This window comes from Paracidobacterium acidisoli (assembly GCF_003428625.2).
GTDB lineage: Bacteria > Acidobacteriota > Terriglobia > Terriglobales > Acidobacteriaceae > Paracidobacterium > Paracidobacterium acidisoli.
In genome coordinates this window covers 148,824-165,376 of record NZ_QVQT02000006.1, presented here as the reverse complement: position 1 = coordinate 165,376, position 16,553 = coordinate 148,824, and the positions used below count along the sequence as shown (strand labels likewise).

General features: G+C 60.7%; 14 protein-coding genes and 1 pseudogene. 10 read left to right on the top strand and 5 right to left on the bottom strand.

Features of this window, described 5'->3' with window-relative positions:
- Positions 1-36: 36 nt before the first annotated feature.
- The 8 genes and pseudogenes from D0Y96_RS16620 (at position 37) to D0Y96_RS20510 (ending at position 8,439) form a co-directional block, all read left to right on the top strand.
- On the top strand, positions 37-1,017 hold the full coding sequence (locus D0Y96_RS16620) for an SMP-30/gluconolactonase/LRE family protein (RefSeq protein ID WP_117302156.1): 981 nt from the start codon (positions 37-39) through the stop codon (positions 1,015-1,017).
- Between the two features lie 59 nt (positions 1,018-1,076).
- A complete protein-coding gene (locus tag D0Y96_RS16615; protein WP_117302154.1) occupies positions 1,077-2,306 on the top strand; it encodes a RidA family protein in 1,230 nt (409 codons plus the stop codon).
- Positions 2,307-2,327: 21 nt separating this feature from the next.
- Positions 2,328-3,590, top strand: coding sequence for an aminotransferase class V-fold PLP-dependent enzyme (locus D0Y96_RS16610; protein ID WP_117302152.1), 1,263 nt, complete (start codon positions 2,328-2,330; stop codon positions 3,588-3,590).
- Positions 3,591-3,659: 69 nt separating this feature from the next.
- On the top strand, positions 3,660-5,042 hold the full coding sequence (locus tag D0Y96_RS16605; RefSeq protein WP_350449106.1) for a hypothetical protein: 1,383 nt from the start codon (positions 3,660-3,662) through the stop codon (positions 5,040-5,042).
- Complete coding sequence (locus D0Y96_RS16600; RefSeq protein WP_252263872.1) at positions 5,039-6,661, top strand: pyrroloquinoline quinone-dependent dehydrogenase; 1,623 nt, start codon at positions 5,039-5,041, stop codon at positions 6,659-6,661. The genes D0Y96_RS16605 and D0Y96_RS16600 overlap by 4 nt, the downstream gene beginning before the upstream one ends.
- A 43-nt stretch (positions 6,662-6,704) precedes the next feature.
- Positions 6,705-7,469 (top strand): 6-phosphogluconolactonase, encoded by a 765-nt coding sequence (locus D0Y96_RS16595; protein ID WP_117302150.1) that lies wholly within the window; start codon positions 6,705-6,707, stop codon positions 7,467-7,469.
- 151 nt (positions 7,470-7,620) lie between these two features.
- Positions 7,621-7,866: pseudogene (locus D0Y96_RS20810) on the top strand (c-type cytochrome); the annotation flags it as partial.
- 159 nt (positions 7,867-8,025) lie between these two features.
- Complete coding sequence (locus D0Y96_RS20510) at positions 8,026-8,439, top strand: hypothetical protein (RefSeq protein WP_252263870.1); 414 nt, start codon at positions 8,026-8,028, stop codon at positions 8,437-8,439.
- 38 nt (positions 8,440-8,477) lie between these two features.
- Here D0Y96_RS20510 and D0Y96_RS16585 read toward each other — a convergent pair whose 3' ends face one another.
- From D0Y96_RS16585 to D0Y96_RS16565, 5 genes are all read right to left on the bottom strand, one after another.
- Positions 8,478-9,878 carry an L-seryl-tRNA selenium transferase gene (locus tag D0Y96_RS16585; RefSeq protein WP_117302146.1) on the bottom strand — a complete coding sequence of 467 codons (1,401 nt, stop codon included), beginning with the start codon at positions 9,876-9,878 and terminating at the stop codon, positions 8,478-8,480.
- A gap of 35 nt (positions 9,879-9,913) precedes the next feature.
- Positions 9,914-10,459, bottom strand: coding sequence for a RidA family protein (locus D0Y96_RS16580; protein WP_117302144.1), 546 nt, complete (start codon positions 10,457-10,459; stop codon positions 9,914-9,916).
- Between the two features lie 140 nt (positions 10,460-10,599).
- Complete coding sequence (locus D0Y96_RS16575; protein WP_117302142.1) at positions 10,600-11,223, bottom strand: response regulator; 624 nt, start codon at positions 11,221-11,223, stop codon at positions 10,600-10,602.
- Positions 11,220-12,149, bottom strand: a complete 930-nt coding sequence (locus D0Y96_RS20505; RefSeq protein WP_350449105.1) for a sensor histidine kinase — start codon at positions 12,147-12,149, stop codon at positions 11,220-11,222. The genes D0Y96_RS16575 and D0Y96_RS20505 overlap by 4 nt, the downstream gene beginning before the upstream one ends.
- A gap of 142 nt (positions 12,150-12,291) precedes the next feature.
- Positions 12,292-13,608 (bottom strand): MFS transporter, encoded by a 1,317-nt coding sequence (locus D0Y96_RS16565; protein WP_117302680.1) that lies wholly within the window; start codon positions 13,606-13,608, stop codon positions 12,292-12,294.
- Between the two features lie 522 nt (positions 13,609-14,130).
- Between D0Y96_RS16565 and D0Y96_RS16560 the strand changes: the two genes are divergently transcribed.
- Together D0Y96_RS16560 and D0Y96_RS16555 are read left to right on the top strand one after the other, a co-directional pair.
- Positions 14,131-14,913, top strand: coding sequence for an RraA family protein (locus tag D0Y96_RS16560; protein WP_117302141.1), 783 nt, complete (start codon positions 14,131-14,133; stop codon positions 14,911-14,913).
- 250 nt (positions 14,914-15,163) lie between these two features.
- Positions 15,164-16,531: an MFS transporter gene (locus tag D0Y96_RS16555; protein WP_252263869.1), complete on the top strand. Its 1,368-nt coding sequence runs from the start codon at positions 15,164-15,166 to the stop codon at positions 16,529-16,531.
- The last annotated feature ends 22 nt before the right edge of the window (positions 16,532-16,553 follow it).

Here is a 16,553-nt window from a genome sequence, read left to right as displayed (position 1 = left end):
GTGCGCCACAGCAGAAAGAGGAGGTCACTCGTCGAAATGACGGTGCCACAAATTAAAAGACTGATCGTTGCCGCGGCGTCTGTTCTTCTGGGCGCGATGGCGTGGAGCAGTGCAGGCGCGCAGCAGGCGCAGCAAAAGTTCGAGCTGCAGGCCCTGTCTCCGGGCTTCTGGAAACTTATTGGCCACGATGCGCAGCTCACCAAAGTCGCATCCGGTTTTGGATTTACAGAGGGTCCCGTCTGGGACAAAGCAGGATACTTGTATGTCAGCGATGAGACGCTGAACAAAATCTTTAAGGTCAATGTGCGGACCGGCGAAAAGCAGGAGATCATTGCGCTCGGCGATCCGGACGGAAATACCTACGACAAAAATCTGAGGATTCTCGACTGCGCCAGTGTTCTGCGCGCGATCATTCGTCTGTCGCCGGACGGCCACCAGTACACGGTCATTGCCGACCGTTATCAGGGCAAGCGCTTCAATTCGCCGAACGACGTAGTGCTTGGCCCTGACGGAGCAATCTACTTCACCGATCCCACCTCCGATCTGCCTCCGGGCCAGAAGCAGGAGATCCCCTTCCAGGGCATCTATCGCATCTCGAAGGACGGACAGGTCAGGCTGCTCACCAAAGAGCTTCCTCAACCAAACGGACTCGCCTTCTCTCCCGACGGAAAGAAGCTGTACATCGACGACGACGAGGATCGAAACATTCATGTGTACGACGTTCATCCCGACGGCTCGCTGAGCAACGGCCGCGTCTTTGGCTCTGAAGCGGGCCCTCCGAAGTCCGGCGATCCCGATGGAATGCGCGTCGACAAAGAGGGAAATCTCTATGTCGTGGGACCACGCGGCATCTGGGTATGGAGTCCCTCCGGCAGGCACCTCGGCACGATCGTCGTTCCCGAGCAGCCGGCGAATCTTACCTGGGGCGACGCGAGTGATTCGACGCTCTACATCACGGCGGGAACTTCGGTCTACAAAATTCCAACGCACGCGCGCGGCTTCATCCCGTACTTATGACTTTGCGCGCGATTTGCAGGACAATGACGGATAACTTCAGGAAGTGAATCGGAGAAACGATGAAAAAGCTGGTGAGTTGTATGGCCTGCCTGCTGTTGGCGGCGGTCGTGGGTGCAGCAGGCACGGCGGCGGCGCAGGATACCTCCCGTCAGATCATCCGGCCGGCGGGTGTTACGGGAAACTTCCCCTACAGCCCCGGAATTCTTGTCGATGGAACGCTCTATGTCGCCGGGCAGGGCAGTGCGAACGCGCAGGATGTTCGCCCATCCGATTTCCCCGCCCAGGTCAAACAGTCTCTCGATAACGTGCGCGGCGTTCTTCAGGCCGCCGGCATGGATTTCAGCAACGTCGTCTGGATGAATGTCTACGTATCAAGCGCGGACAACATCGACGCAATGAATGACGTCTACTGGAATGAGATCGGTGCCAACCCTCCGGCGCGGTCAGTCATGGTCGTCGGCTCGCTCGTCGGCAGCGATACGGTCGAGATCAACTGCATCGCCGTCAAAGACAAGGCCCATCGCAAAGCCATCTGGCCGCAGGGCTGGCCGAAGGGCGAGCACAAAGATCCGCCGGCCATCCAGGCGAATGATGTGCTGTATCTCTCCGCTCAGAACGGCGCAGACCCGGTGACGGGCAAGCTCGCCGATTCATTCTCCGGCGAAACCCGCCAGGCTCTGGACAACGTGGCTGCGATCCTGCGCGCCGCGCACATGAGCATGAAGAATGTTCTGTGGGTCAACCCGTATATGAGCGTCGGCGGCCAGTATGACGTCATGGGCAGCGTCTACAAAACATACTTCGAGTTCGGCAACACGCCAGGGCGCGGAACCATCCAGATCGTCGCCCTTCCCGGCGGAAGCCACATCGTCTTTACCTGCATCGCGGGTGCAGACCTCGCCAAGCGCAAAGCGATCCGCCCGCGCAATATGCCTCCCAGCGCTACGGCAAGCCCCGGCATCCTTTACGGCAACACGCTGTATCTCTCCGCCAAGGATGGCTTCATTCCCGGCCAGGGCATGGTGACGCAGGACTTTGACCTGCAGTTGCGGCAATCGATGCGCAACCTGCTCGATGGCCTCGAAGAGGCCGACATGGATTTCTCGAACGTCGTGTTCACCACGGTTTACCTCCGCCAGATACAGGACTTCGACAAAATGAATAACTTGTACAAAACCTTTTTCAAAGGAAGTTATCCGACGCGGACCACCATGCAGCAGAACACGGACACCGATGTGGAAGCCGCGGAGCAGATTTCCTTTATCGCAGTCAAGACTGCCAATCACTAACCACGGGGAGAAGACGACGTGATGGAACGAAGGACATTTATCAAGTGGGCGACAGCCCTTCCACTGCTTGCGCAGGTGGAGTTTCAGCGGGCGATCGGCACAGGCTGGGCGCAGACCGCGAAGGTTTCGACCGACAATATCTATACGCGGATCGGTATCAAGCCGGTGATCAACGGCCGTGGCACCTGGACCTATCTCAGCGCGACGCTTGAGCTGCCCGAAGTGAAGGCCGCGCAGGAAGCCGCCTCTCAGCACTTCGTGAATATCTTTGATCTGCAGCACGCGGTCGGCCGGCGTCTGGCCGAGCTCACCGGTGCCCAGTCCGGCATGATCACGTCGGGCGCTGCCGGAGCGATGGCTTCGGCGACAGCCGGCTGCATCGCCGGTACAGACCCCGAAAGAGTCTGGCAGCTGCCCGATACCACCGGCCTGAAGCATGAAGTGGTCATGATGGGCGGACGAAGCCCCTTTGACAGCGCCATCCGTCTGGCCGGCGGCAAGCTGGTCATCGCAAAGTCTGTCGACGAGCTTGCGAACGCGATCACCGATAACACCGCGATGGTCTACACCACCTCCGATCCCGACACGCTGGTCAAAGAGATCGCGGTGACCAAACGCGCGAACGTGCCTATCTTTATGGACGCGGCCGATGGAGTACCGCCCATCGACAAGCTCCAGCTCTTTGCAAAGATGGGGTGCGACCTCTTCACCGTAAGCGGCGGCAAGGGCCTGTGCGGTCCGCAGAGCAGCGGTGTTCTGCTCGGGCGCAAAGACCTGATCGAAGCCGCGCTGGCCAATTCAAATCCATGGGAGGGCGCGGTGTGCCGGCCCATGAAGGTGGGCAAAGAAGAGATCATGGGCTGCCTCGCTGCGGTCGAAGCCTGGTACCACAAAGACCTGTCCGCGCTCGATAAGGAATGGAACGGACGTGTGGAGCGCATTCAGAAGCTGATCCAGACCATGCAGGGAGTCACAACCTCGATCGACACGCCGCCAGGAGGCAACAGCTATCCCACGCTGACCGTGAGCTGGGATCAGGATGCCTGGGGATACACTATCGCGGACTGTGCCCGTGAGCTGCTCGACGGCACGCCGAGCATCGCGGTCCTCACCAACGACAATCCCAGCGACGTTCTCGGCCGCGCTCCCGACCGTCGCAAGGTCAAAAACATTAAGAACAACAATCTGCAGATCATTTCCATGACGCTCAAGCCAGGCGAAGAGATCATCGTCGGAAGGCGTCTGCGCCAGTTATTGTCGGAAGCGAAGTCCAAAAAGGCTTAGCGTATAACGATTCCGGAGCTATAACTGGATAACATCCGTACCTATGTGCAGCCGTTCAGGAGACAGAACGTGAAAGCCCTGTATTGCGCCGGAATTCTGATGTCCATCGGAATTCTGGCGTCCGGATTGAGCGCGCAGGAACCGCAGGCGGCAGCAGCCTCTCAGCCATGCACGATCCGCGCGACGACCTTCGACGGATTCCCGGCTCAGGAGATGTCGAACCAGTGGGTACGGCTGGACTTCGTGCCGCAGTTAGGTGGCCGGCTTATGCAGGTCACCTTCGACGGCCATGCCTATCTCTTCGTAAACCCGAAATACGCAGGCAAATACATTTCGCCCGAGCAGGCCGCCGGGCGATGGATCAACTACGGCGGCGACAAGATATGGCCGCTGCCCGAAGGCAATGACGACGAGCAGCACTGGACCGGAGCGTCGACGCCGCTCGATGACGGTGTCTATGCCTTCTCCGTCCTCTCGCAGGGCGATCGCTGCACTGTTCGCCTCGACGGCCCGCCCGATCCGCCGACCGGGCTGCAGTACTCGCGCGAGATCAGCATCGGAAGCGATTCGCCCGAGATCGATTTCCATGCCATCACGAAGAACAGCACCGGTCACAGCATCGACTGGTCCGTGCAGTCCGTCTCGCAGTACGATCTTTCGGATGCGAATGCTCCCGATGGCTGGAACCATAACTTCTGGGCGCTTACCCAGGTAGCTTCCGACTCGCCCTACTTACTCGGATACCACGTGCGCGACGGCCTCGCCAACGATCCTTCTTATGCCGTCGACGATGGCATGTTCCGCCTGCACTGGCGTTATATCGAAGGTGAGGTATGGGTCGACTCCGGACCGCAGTGGGTCGCTCTCGTCAACGGCGTCAATAACTACACCATGGTCGAGAAGGGCACGCACATTCGCAATGCGGAGTATCCCGGCAAAGCGACGGTGATCTTCTACAAGAACGGCCCGACGGTGGAGTTCAACGCTCAGGAGATGCCCTTTGTTACGCCGCCCGGTCGTGAGAAAACACCTTATTACATGGAGGCGGAGCTGAACAGTCCGATGGCGCAGCTCGAGGCCGGTCAGACCTACACGATGGACACGCGATGGTTTCCATGTCGCATGGGGCCTGAGCTCAAAGAGGTCACCGACTCCGGTGTGATCGGAACCGCGCTTACCGCAGTGCGTAACGGCACCGAAGTCAATCTGAGCGGACACTTCGGCGTCTTCTTTCCCGGAACGCTCGAAGCCTATCTGTACGATCGAGGCGGCACCGAGAGAGGCCGCGTGCCCGTGCAGACAGTCAGCCCGAAAGAACTGATCGATCTGCACCACGCGATACCGGCGCCCGCGAATATCGCCCGCATCACGATTCACCTGATAGACAGCCATCAGGCCGACCGCGGCGCTCTGGGGGAAGCGCTCGTTTCCACTCCGGCGGGTGAGCGTTGATCCGGTTCGTAAAAGGCGTTCTCTGCCTGTGCTGTGCGGCGCTCGGTCTCACTGCGGCTGCCGCTGGCCAGAACACGGCGACGACCATCAAAACAACCGAGGATATTGCCTCTGCATTCAAAAAAGGCGAGTGGCCGACCTACAACGGCGACTACACCGGAAAGCGGTACAGCGGCCTCACGCAGATCACGCCCGACAATGTAAAGCAGCTTCGCGCCGTCTGGGTCTTCCACAGCAGAAACGCAGGCACGCTCGAGGTCACTCCGGTCGTGGTCAACGGAGTGATGTACGTCACCGCATCGAATGACGCCTACGCGCTCAATGCCGAAGACGGGCAGATCCTGTGGCACTACTCGCGGCCGGTAAGCGACGGCCTCATCGATGACGCAGCGGGCCACATCAATCGCGGCGTTGCCGTCTGGGGCGATCGCCTGTACATGGAAACCGACAATGCGCATCTGCTCTGCCTCGATGCGCGATCCGGCCATCTGATCTGGGATATCGCATACACCGACGGAAACAAAAACTACGGCGCGACCAGTGCGCCGCTGATGGTGAAGGGCAAAGTCATCGTCGGAACCTCCGGCGGTGACGACGGAGTCAGGGGATTCATCGCCGCTTTCGATGCGCAGACCGGCGCCGAGGTCTGGAGGCGGTGGACCATTCCCGCTCCCGGCGAATTCGGCTCATCGAGCTGGCCGGGCAATCTCTATCTGCACGGCGGCGGCGCTTCATGGATGCCGGGAACCTTCGATCCGGAGCTGAACACGCTCTACTGGGGCACCGGCAACGCAGCGCCCGACTATGACGGAACCGGCCGCCCCGGCGACGATCTCTATACAGCATGCGTGCTTGGGCTCGATCCCGACACCGGCGCCATAAAGTGGTACTTTCAATTCACGCCGCACGATCTCTACGACTTCGATGGAGTCGAAACGCCGGTTCTCGTTGACAGAATCTACGACGGTCAGCCGCGAAAGCTGCTGATGGAAGCGAATCGCAACGGCTTTTTCTATATTCTCGATCGCACCAACGGAAAGTTTCTGTCGGCAACGCGCTTCGCCGAAAAACTGAACTGGGCGAAGGGAATCGATCCGCAGGGCCGCCCGATCTACACCGATGTAAAGCCGACTGCAGAAGGGACGCTCGTGTGCCCTGGAGAAGTGGGAGCCTCCAACTGGTATTCGCCCGCCTACAATCCCGGAACGCAGCTCTTCTACTTCCTTGCTCTCGATGAGTGCTCGGTAAACTCTTCAAAGCCCCAGGAGTTTGAAGAGGGCAAGGAGTTCTATGCCACTGGCGGCCGCCGCGATCCGAATGCAAAGGGCAAAAAGCGGCTTATGGCCTTTGACGCTTCCACGCATTCGTTCGCATGGATCTATCCACAGGTGGGCAATGCCCAGTCGTGGGGCGGAGTCATGACGACCGCCGCAGGCCTGGTCTTCTTCGCCGACGACGCCAACAGCTTCGAAGCCGTGGACGCCAGAACAGGGAAGAGCCTGTGGCACTTCAACACCGGGCAGCCTCAGCATGCCTCCCCGATGAGTTATGCGGTCAACGGTAAGCAATATGTCGCGATCGCCGCCGGCGACGATCTCTTCACCTTTGCTCTGCCATAACAGCATCGACGAGCACACAGCGTACAGACCAGGCAGGTACGGTATGCACATACTGGTTCATGAAGACAGAAAGTCCCTCGGCAAGGCCGCCGCGGCGCAGGCGGCAGCCGCCATCCGGCGCAGTATCAGAGAGCGCGGCAGGGCGCGCATCATCGCGGCCAGCGCGGCCTCTCAGTTCGAATTCCTCGAAGCGCTGACGGCCACGCCCGGCATCAACTGGTCGCGCGTGGAGCTCTTCCATCTCGACGAATACATCGGGCTGCCGATGACCCATCCCGCCAGCTTCTGCGGATTCCTGCAGGACCGCCTCATTGCGAAGACAGGCATCACGGCCTTCCATCTGCTCGATGGCGAGCAGGACCCGGCCGAGGTCATCCGCCGCGCCGGCGAAGCCATCTCCTCCGCGCCCATCGACGTAGCCTTTGTCGGCATCGGAGAAAACGGGCATCTCGCCTTCAACGATCCGCCTGCCGATTTTGCCACCGAAGAGCCATACATCGTTGTGGAGCTGGACGAGATGTGCCGCCGCCAGCAGGTCGAGGAGGGCTGGTTTCCCTCGCTTGATATGGTCCCCTGGCGCGCCGTCTCCATGTCCGTGCAGCAGGTATTGAAGGCGAAGGAGATTCTCGCCATCGTGCCCGGCCCGCGCAAAGCCGCCGCGATCGAGGCGTGCTTCGATCATCCGGTAAGCCCGGCCGCGCCCGCGTCAATTCTGCGCGCGCACGCAAATGCCGCGATTTATCTGGATGTGCAGTCTTCCTCGCTGCTGAAGAAAGAGACGCTGCGCGCGCTTGCCCGTCCGGTGTAAGGCTCGTTCCGGCCGGCTCTTCGCGTTAGGACAATTGCTCTAACACCGAATAGGGCGCTGCGCCGTTTTCATGCGAGAGACCTCGTTCTATGCTTTTGGGCAGGCATTCCTGATGTACTCGCCCGCGGGAGCCGACAGGTAGAATCAGCCATTGTTTACACGGATACATCTGGGTGTTTTCTGCTCTCTTACGCTCCTGGCGGGCGCTTTATCCGCGCAGACCACTAAAGACGGTGCGGGCGCGCTCCTCTTCAGTCAGAACTGCTCCGCCTGTCACGGCAGTGACGGCCGCGGTGGAGAGCATGCCCCGAATATTGCCACCCGTCACGATATCGTTGCCGCCTCCGATGCGCAGTTGAAGGGCATCGTGAGCCACGGAATTGCCGAAGCAGGCATGCCGTCCTTCGCGCATCTCGGAAACGAAAAGGTCGGCCAGCTCGTCGCTTACCTGCGCGTCCTGCAGGGTGTGGGAGACACGGCGCACGTTGAGCTTCCTGGTGATCCGGCAGCCGGAGAAGCGCTCTTCGCCGGCAAAGCTTCCTGTGCAAGCTGCCACATGATGCGAGGCAGGGGCGGATTTCTCGGCGATGACCTGAGCGATTACGCGCGCGGCCGTGCAGTCGATGCCGTTCGCACCGCCATTGTCAGCCCCGACAACGGCCCCGAGAGCCGTGGACATCTGACAAGCATTGCTCTCAGCGATGGAACGAAATATGAAGGACTGCTGCGTGCGGAAAACAATTTTCATGTTGTGCTGCAGACCAGAGACGGAGCCTTCCACAGCATTCCACGCGAATGCATCGCCACGCTGAACACCGGCAGGCAGACGCTGATGCCGCAAGACTACGGAAAGACGCTCACGCCAAAAGAGCTGAATGATCTGGTGAGTTATCTGATCAAGTCCGCATCGCTGATGGGCCCCGCTCCCGCCGGCACGCACTCCGACAGCGATGACGACGACGATCAGTAAGGAAGCCGTAACCTCACCGGCTCCCTCAGCAATTCCTGTTATCCCTTCCGCGCCTCGCTGAAGATCTCAGCCAGCCGGTCCGCAATCAGCTTGTCTTCTCCTTCCTTCAGCTGCCAGAGAGGGAATCCAAAATCGTTCGGGCCGCTTTCCGGATCGTCATCGGAGTACTTCTTCGTGTGAGGCTTCGGTGCGGGCTTCGGCTCCGATGCGCCTTCAGGATCGCGGCCGCGCAAACCGCTCGCGCCGGCGCTGCGTGCTCCAATCGCCAGAGGCCGCGTTTCGGCCAGCTTCTGCATCACATCCGCCCCGGTCAATCCAAGCCGCGGAGCAATTCGCCATGAGTAATACGGAGTCACGTTGCCAAGCGCCTGCGGATTGTACTGCCTCGGAAGCGCCGTCACGCCGAACTTCGTCACCGCATCGGTAATCACCCGCGCGCGCGCATCGTACATACGCGTGTCTTCGTCCAGGTCCTGATTCACGAAAAGCTCCAGCGCCTTCAGCAGGCCGAAGATCGTCTCTTTGCCGACCTTACAGCAGCGTCCGACGCGATCTTCCTGCGGACTCATATTCAGCAGCGCATAGCGAATCAGCTCTTCTCTGCCGATCAGCACGCCGGAGGCCTGCGGCCCGCGAATATCTTTGCCGCCGCTGAAGGCCACCAGGTCGAAGCCCAGTCCCGGATACTCCCACAGCCGCTCCTTCGGCGGAACATCCGCGGCAGCATCGTTGAAGGTGTAAAGGTTGTGCGCCTTCGCAATGGCAACCGTCTCCGGACCGCTCACCTGTCCCTGGTCCGACAGAATATTCGTGAAGTGAATCGCCACTGTTTTCGGATTGATCGCCGCAATCATCTCCTCGCGCGTCTCCACCTCCACCAGCGTCGCGCCTGTCTGGCGAATCTGGTGGTCGAAGGCATAGCGATGGCTCTTCTGGATGATCACCTCGGTCCTCGGAAATCCGCTCACATCCGGAATGGTGCGCAGACGCGGATTCAGATCCTCGGTCATCATCCCGGCGTAGCCCACCGTCAGCGCCGCAGCCGCTCCTCCTGTCACCAGGCCCGTATAGCCCGTGGGAGACCTGCAGATCTTCGCGATAAATTTCCCCGCCGCGATCTCCAGCTCGTCAATCGACACGCAGTGCTGGTTCCCCTGGCGAATCAGCTCCATCACTTCAGGGCGCATCACCGATCCACCGATCACCGTCAGCGTCCCGTTGATGTTGACCAGCGGCGTAATGCCAAGCTCGGCGTAGATGTCGCCGGTCGATCCCAGGCCGCTCTCGATCGGCACAATCGGATCGCCATCTACCGGGCGTTTCCGTTTCGGGCTCAGCATCGACGCGGCCTTCAGGTGATCCGGCGCCAGCAGACCGCCCGTGATTGTGCTCAGTGCGCCAAGAAAGGAACGGCGGCTCCATCTCGAAGGGAACGGCATCTTTTCACTCCTTCTGATAAACGGCTGAAGTGGAATCAGTCTTCATGAGACGTGGCCGGCCCCACCACCAGGGCGCTCCCCACAATCTCGATCAGTGAATCGCCCGGTATCCATTCCAGCGCCATGCAGGCGCGTGACGGAGCCTTACCGGGACTGAAATAGGTCCGATAGATTTTGTTCAGCGCATCGTACTGCGCCTTGTGCGCGTCGAAGCGCGCCTTCCCCGTGGGCATCGGAATCGAATCGGAGAGCGGCAGGCACAGAAAGACCTCGAGGTGAAGAATGCTGTCCATCGTGCAGCCGCGGCCCTCCAGAGTTCTTTTCAGCGCCTCCATCGTACGCGTCACGTGCTTCTCGAAGGGATCGTTTACCGTGACGTGGTCGCTGTCCGGGAAGTCGTCATTGGCGCCTGTTCCGGAGAAGTAAAAGATGCCGTCATGCACATGATTGGATATGCGCTTCTCGCCCGAGGCCGGCGTGGCGGAAGAAGCGGGCTGCTGCGCAAAAAGCTTTGGCGCTCCGGCAAGAGCGGCGGCAGCCGCGGCTCTGCCAAAAAACTTTCGTCGGGTGCTGGTCTCCATCAGGTCTCTCCCTCACGCTCTCGCCGGAATAAAAGCCGTCTCCGGACCCGGATTGCGCAATGCGGAAAGCATAAGACGAAGCGGCACGTCCATATACGGACAAATGCCCCATGACAGGCCAGGCTAAATGGCCTTAAAGATTACTCCAGATGGATCAAGCCACGCTGCAGGGCATAGATCGTCGCCTGCGTGCGGTCTCTCGCGCCCATCTTGTCGAGCAGGGAACTGACGTGGATTCGGACCGTCTTCTCCGCGATGCCCAGCTCTTCGGCGATCTCGCGATTGCTGTAGCCCCGGGTAATGCAGCTCAGCACCTCGGTCTCTCGCGGAGTCAGCTCCAGAGCGGGTGTCCGCTCGGCAAGCCGGTCCAGAGCCATGTTCGGAAAATAGCGCAGACCGCGATGCACGCTCTCGATCGCGTTGATCAGCTCTTCGCCGCTCGCATCTTTCGTCAGATAAGCCATTGCGCCCCTTCGCACCGCGCGATAAATATCCTCGCTGCCGGAGTAATTCGAAAGCACGACAATGTGAGCCGAGCGAAACTCTTCTTTGATCTTCACGATCAGATCGAAGCCGCTGATCAGCGGAAGCCGCAGGTCCAGCACCACCACGTCCGGAAGCAGCGAGCGGTACATCGCCAGTCCGGCCTCGCCGTCGCAGGCCTCGCCCACAATCTGTATCTGCGAATGCGCCGAGAGCACGGAGTGCAGCGCCATGCGCGCAAGAAAATGATCTTCGATCAGAAGCACACGGATTGGTTTCATATTCCGATCCATCGTATGACGTTTTGCCCCTGATGCACGAGTTGTTCCGTCGCGTTGAAGGGCACCTCCACCGCCACTTCCGTTCCCGAGTCGGCCAGGGAATGAATACGGAAGACGCCGCCGATCTTTCTCACCCGCTCCTGCATCACGGCAATACCGAAGTGTCCGTAGCGCGATGAGGCGCGGAACGAGGGCTGAAATCCGCTGCCGTCGTCGCGGATCGAGAGAAAGAGCGCATCGCTCGCATACTTCAGATGCACCAGAATGCGCGAGGCGCTGGCGTGGCGCATGGCATTGTTTACCGCCTCCTGGCTGATGCAGACCAGATGATGCACGCAGCCCGGCGCCAGCGGAATCTCCTCGCCCTCCACTTCGAGTGTCGTCTGCGTCCTGCCCTGAACGTGATTGGCCGCCAGCGACCGCGTCAGCGCCTGCGAAAGAACGCTGGTCACCTCGTCGGTCTCCCGCAGGTCCCAGATAATGCGCCGCGCCTCCGCCTGGCAGTGCGAGACCATGCTGCGCGCCAGCTCGCACGACTCAGCCGCCGGCGTCGACTCGAGCCCGCTGTCGCGGAAGAGCTTCGCCGTTGCCTCCAGCTGCCATGAGATCGCCGCAAAGCCGGCCATGAGCGTGTCGTGACACTCGCGCGAGATGCGGTTCCGCTCCTCGACCACAATGCCGATCCTGCCCTTCATCAGCAGCATGCGGCGGCGAAAGATCTGCACCGGCAGCGTGATGCCGAGGAAGAGCAGCGCGAGATAGAAGTACCACGTCTGATAGAACGGCAGCCGCGATTCGAGCGTCTGCGCCGATCCGGCTGCCTGCTGCTGCTGCGAAGCCTGCGCAGCGCCCTTCGCCGTCGAGCTCTGTGCGGCAGCCGAAGCGCCGTCGGCCTTCTCGGCATGTGCCGCTGTTTGAAGTCCCACGCTCACCGTGAGCGCGAGCAGTAGGACAGGCAGGCCAAAAGAGAAACGGAAGCCGCACCGCCGCGGATCTTGTGCCCCGGCAGAAAGAAGCGCCTTGTCCATTGCGGTTAACTCTGAGCCGGCCTGCAGCATACGATCCACATCATTCGGCAGGAACGGGGATAGGGCTCTCCGGACGAACCGTGAGCCAGCACAGTGCGCTGAAGATGGCCAGCACCGCGGCGATGGCAAACGAAGTCGTCCAGCCGTAGCGCTGCGCGATCCACGGCGTCAGCGAAGCCGTCACCGCCCCGCCGATCTGTCCGCCCATGTTGATGATGCTCGAGAACACGCCCGTGCTTGGTCCGGCAATGTCCACCGACACAGACCAGTAAGAGCTCTGCGAGAGATACAGCGCCCCCGCTCCGCCCGCCAGAGTCACCGCCGCCAGCGAGGAGTTATGCACCTGGGAGCCGAAGAGGAGGAAAAGCGCAGTCAGTACCAGCGCCACCGCGGCCAGCCAGCAGCGTCCCACGCGCAGACCATAGCGTTCCGTGAGCTTATCGCTGAGCACGCCGCCCGCCAGGCAGCATACCGTCATCGACAGAAACGGCAGCATGGAGTAATACGCGCTCGCCTTCAGGTCGAACTGGCGCACCTGCGCCATGTAAAGAAAAAACCAGCTGAAGAAGATCCACGCAATGTAGCCGAAGCTGAAGTATCCGGCAATCAGCGCGGGCAGATCCTTGCGGTGCAGAATCGCCCTCCACGAGATCACCGGCGTAGACGACTCCGAAGGCGTGCTCGGCAGATACGAAAGCCCCTCATGAATCTCGCGCAGCTCCAGCTTCGACACCGCGGGGTGCTCCTCCGGAGTATCCCGCGCGGTCTGCCACCACACCGCGCAAACCGCAATACCCACCACCGAGCTGAACCAGAACGCGACCCTCCAGCCATACGAAACGACCAGCCAGGTAAGAATCGGCGGCGTAAGGCCGCTGCCCGCGCCGACCCCGGCGAGAATCAGTCCGTTGGTAATGCCGCGCTCTCTGAGCGGCACCCATCGCGCCACAAACTGGTTGGCTGCCGGATAAATCACCGACTCGCCCGCGCCCAGCACCACCCGGATCGAGACCAGAAGCAGAATCGCCTGGCTGATGCCCACCGGCAGCAGCGCCGTCAGAACCGTCGCCGCGCACCACGACAGAACGCCGAAGGTGAGCACTCTGCGCGGCCCGAAGTGAGCGGCCAGCCATCCGGCCGGCACCTGAAACGCCGCATAACCGATCAGAAACGCGCTGAAGATCCAGCCCAGCTCCTGGTTGCCGATCCCGTATTCCTTGCTGATCTGCAGGCCGGTAATGGAGATATTGGTGCGGTCCAGGAAGGCCACGCCGCTCAGAATAAAGAGCCAGAAGGCCAGAAAATACCGCACGTGAGTCCGCGTCTCGGGAAAAGCCGAGTCCGCCTCCAGCCGCATTCCGAAACCGCGCAGGGGAAGCGCAGAAGAGCCCTGGCGGGCGCCAAAATCCTTTTCCGAGGGGCCGTTGATGGAGAGCGGGTGCTGCGCGCCTCCGGTATCCCGGAGCATGTCATTTTCAAAAACTCGGCGCAAGCGTGGACTCCTGGATTTCTCCGGCGTTATTTCTGCAATCGACAGCCTGGGCCATAAACAGAAAGATGAAAAGCGTGCAAATACGCGTGTAGGGTATCAGGTTCTGTTCGCTGTCCGGTAGTGGTTTTTGACGGCCGTACGGTACTGCGGGACGATCCGTAAACGTGCTGCGAGCACGCTCGCGTGCCCGCAGCGCCTGGCGAATAGACCTACGCCGCAGTAGGACGAAAGCCCGGTGACAGAGCCTCGCGCGTCGTGTGAAATCGTATTCTCAGGCGCCGGATCTCCGGTTTCCGGCTGGCCGCGCCAGCATGCATCCGTGATTTGCATCGCCGTGCGATGCGAGTATAGCGTTACTCCCTGTGTGATCTCCTCAATAGGTGATATATGCCAGCTAAGCGTTTCTCCCGCTTGTTTCGCACCGCTCCCGCCTTCGGATTTGTGCTTGCTGCCGGTCTGTTCCTGGGGTTGTCGCATATCGTCCATGCCGACACTCCGCTGACGGCCGCCGATTACTCGGCCAATCCCGCCGCCATGATCGACGCCTATCGGCATGTCGAAGTCGCCTCCGTCTCCGACGCGATGGAGCAGCTGCTGCACGAAAAGCGATACATGTCGCACCACATGCAGTCCATCTTTCCCGCAAAGTTTGCCGGCCCGGCTCTGACCGTAAAGCTGGTCAAAGAGGAAAATCACGATCCGCATGCGCTCGACGGCATGCTCAGGGCCATCGACTCCGGCGCGCCCGGCTCCGTTTTCGTCATGACCGTCGAGGATGGCGCGGATATCGCCGGCATGGGCGGCCTCATGGGTACCGCCATGATGTCGCGCGACTTCAACGGTGCAGTCATCGATGGCGGCGTGCGCGACCTGCCTCAGCTTAAAAAGATCGGCTTTCCCGTCTACGCTCTCGGTCCGGTGCCCTCAACGTCCGTGGGCCATTACCGCTTCGCCTTCATGAATCAGACAATGATCTGCGATGGAGTATCGGTCTCGCCCGGAGACATCGTTGCCGCCGATCAGGACGGCGTCGTCGTGGTGCCGCGTCAGCAGGCCGCCGAGATTCTTGTGCTCGCGCAGAAGCTCGATAACAGCGAGCACTCCATGTATTCATTCATCGAAAAATATCATTCCATCGAAGAAGCGGTGAAACAGTTCGGAAGGCTTTGAAACAGTTCGAAAGGCTTTAATCGCTGCAGTAGGCTATTTGGCCTACTTTAACCCTGAGCACACAGCCGATGACAGGCACCTCACATGCACTCGACAATTGTGCCTGTGAGCGTGCCTTACATCCGGAACAGCGCCTTGTCTCTGCACCATGAACCATCGGAATATCTTCAGCCGGTATTTCGAGGCCCCCGAATAAACCGCCCGGCAAAGTCTGAGCGCCAGGTTTCGGCATCTCTCTCTGGAGCGTCGCATGCAGGGAGGTAACGGTCTTCTTATGGGCAGGCTGCGCGTGCGGTATCTTCTGGGCTTCTGGCTCTTCGTCCTCAGCGGAGTGGCCTTCCTCGACAGGACTAACATCTCCATTGCCGGCCTGCAGATCAGCCACCAGTACGGTCTTACCAACCAGAGTCTGGGCTGGATCTTCAGCGCCTTCCTCATCGGCTACGCCGGCCTGCAGATTCCCGCCGGCTGGCTGTCCTCCCGCACCGGCCCGCGTAAAGTGCTCACCATCGGCGTGCTGCTCTGGGGAGTCACGACCGCCATCACCGCGCTGCTTCCATCGCACATACAGCACGCCGTTCTCTTTCTCATCGCGCTTCGTCTGCTCCTCGGAGCCAGTGAATCGGTGGTCTATCCCGCCGCCAATCAATTCGTCGCCCGGTGGGTACCGCTCAGAGAGCGCGGCGTCATCAACGGACTCATCTTCGCCGGTGTCGGCGCAGGCAGCGGCCTCACGCCGCCTCTGCTCAACTGGCTCATCATGAACTACACCTGGCGCGCAGCCTTCTGGTTCAGCGCCATTCTCGGATTCATCGCCGCTCTCATCTGGTGGAAGATCGCGCGTGACGCTCCCGAGGAGCACCCATCCATCACCGCTGCTGAACTGGTCGAGATTCAGGAAGGCGTGGGCATGCAGGCCGCGGCCTTTGAGAAGCCTGTGATCTCCTGGCGCGCCATGCTGCACAGACGGGACCTCCTCGCGCTCATCGCCGGGTACTTCAGCTTCGGTTACATTGCGTGGATCTTCTTCAGCTGGTTCTTCCTTTACATGGCGCAGGTGCGCGGCTTCGATCTCAAATCGAGCGCCGACTTCGCCATGCTGCCATTCCTCTCCATGACGGTCTGCTGCCTCATTGGTGGCGTCATGAGCGACAGCATCACCCGGCGCTGGGGTCTGCGCGCCGGCCGCTGCGGACTGGCCTCCGTCGCATCGGCGGCCACGGCTCTTTTTCTGATTCTGGGATCGCAGGTGCACAGCCCCAGACTCGCCGGCGTCATTCTCGCCGGCGGAGCCGGAGCCCTCTACATCTCGCAAAGCTCCTTCTGGTCCGTATCGGTCGATATCGCCGGCAACAACTCCGGCGTCTTCTCCAGCATGATCAATATGGGCGCTCAGATCGGCGGCGCGGTCACAGCTTCGCTCACACCGTGGATCGCGCAGCGCTACGGCTGGACCACATCGTTCGCCATCGCCGCGGCGCTGGCCATCTTCAGCGCGGTCTGCTGGATGACGGTACATCCGGAGCGCCCTCTGGTGATCGAGCCGCAGCGGCTCGACCGGTCGGAGTCGGCTATACGCGCCGCTGCATTCAGCGAGCAGGCCAAAGGCAATATGTAACGCACGCTCTGCGCATCGCTTC

Bases quoted from the DNA above. Each gene is read 5' to 3' on its own strand.
- D0Y96_RS16620 (WP_117302156.1), top strand. From the start codon at position 37: ATGACGGTGCCACAAATTAAAAGACTGATCGTTGCCGCGGCGTCTGTT.
- D0Y96_RS16615 (WP_117302154.1), top strand. From the start codon at position 1,077: ATGAAAAAGCTGGTGAGTTGTATGGCCTGCCTGCTGTTGGCGGCGGTC.
- D0Y96_RS16610 (WP_117302152.1), top strand. From the start codon at position 2,328: ATGGAACGAAGGACATTTATCAAGTGGGCGACAGCCCTTCCACTGCTT.
- D0Y96_RS16595 (WP_117302150.1), top strand. From the start codon at position 6,705: ATGCACATACTGGTTCATGAAGACAGAAAGTCCCTCGGCAAGGCCGCC.
- D0Y96_RS20510 (WP_252263870.1), top strand. From the start codon at position 8,026: ATGATGCGAGGCAGGGGCGGATTTCTCGGCGATGACCTGAGCGATTAC.
- D0Y96_RS16585 (WP_117302146.1), bottom strand. From the start codon at position 9,878: ATGCCGTTCCCTTCGAGATGGAGCCGCCGTTCCTTTCTTGGCGCACTG.
- D0Y96_RS16580 (WP_117302144.1), bottom strand. From the start codon at position 10,459: ATGGAGACCAGCACCCGACGAAAGTTTTTTGGCAGAGCCGCGGCTGCC.
- D0Y96_RS16575 (WP_117302142.1), bottom strand. From the start codon at position 11,223: ATGAAACCAATCCGTGTGCTTCTGATCGAAGATCATTTTCTTGCGCGC.
- D0Y96_RS16565 (WP_117302680.1), bottom strand. From the start codon at position 13,608: ATGCGGCTGGAGGCGGACTCGGCTTTTCCCGAGACGCGGACTCACGTG.
- D0Y96_RS16560 (WP_117302141.1), top strand. From the start codon at position 14,131: ATGCCAGCTAAGCGTTTCTCCCGCTTGTTTCGCACCGCTCCCGCCTTC.
- D0Y96_RS16555 (WP_252263869.1), top strand. From the start codon at position 15,164: ATGCAGGGAGGTAACGGTCTTCTTATGGGCAGGCTGCGCGTGCGGTAT.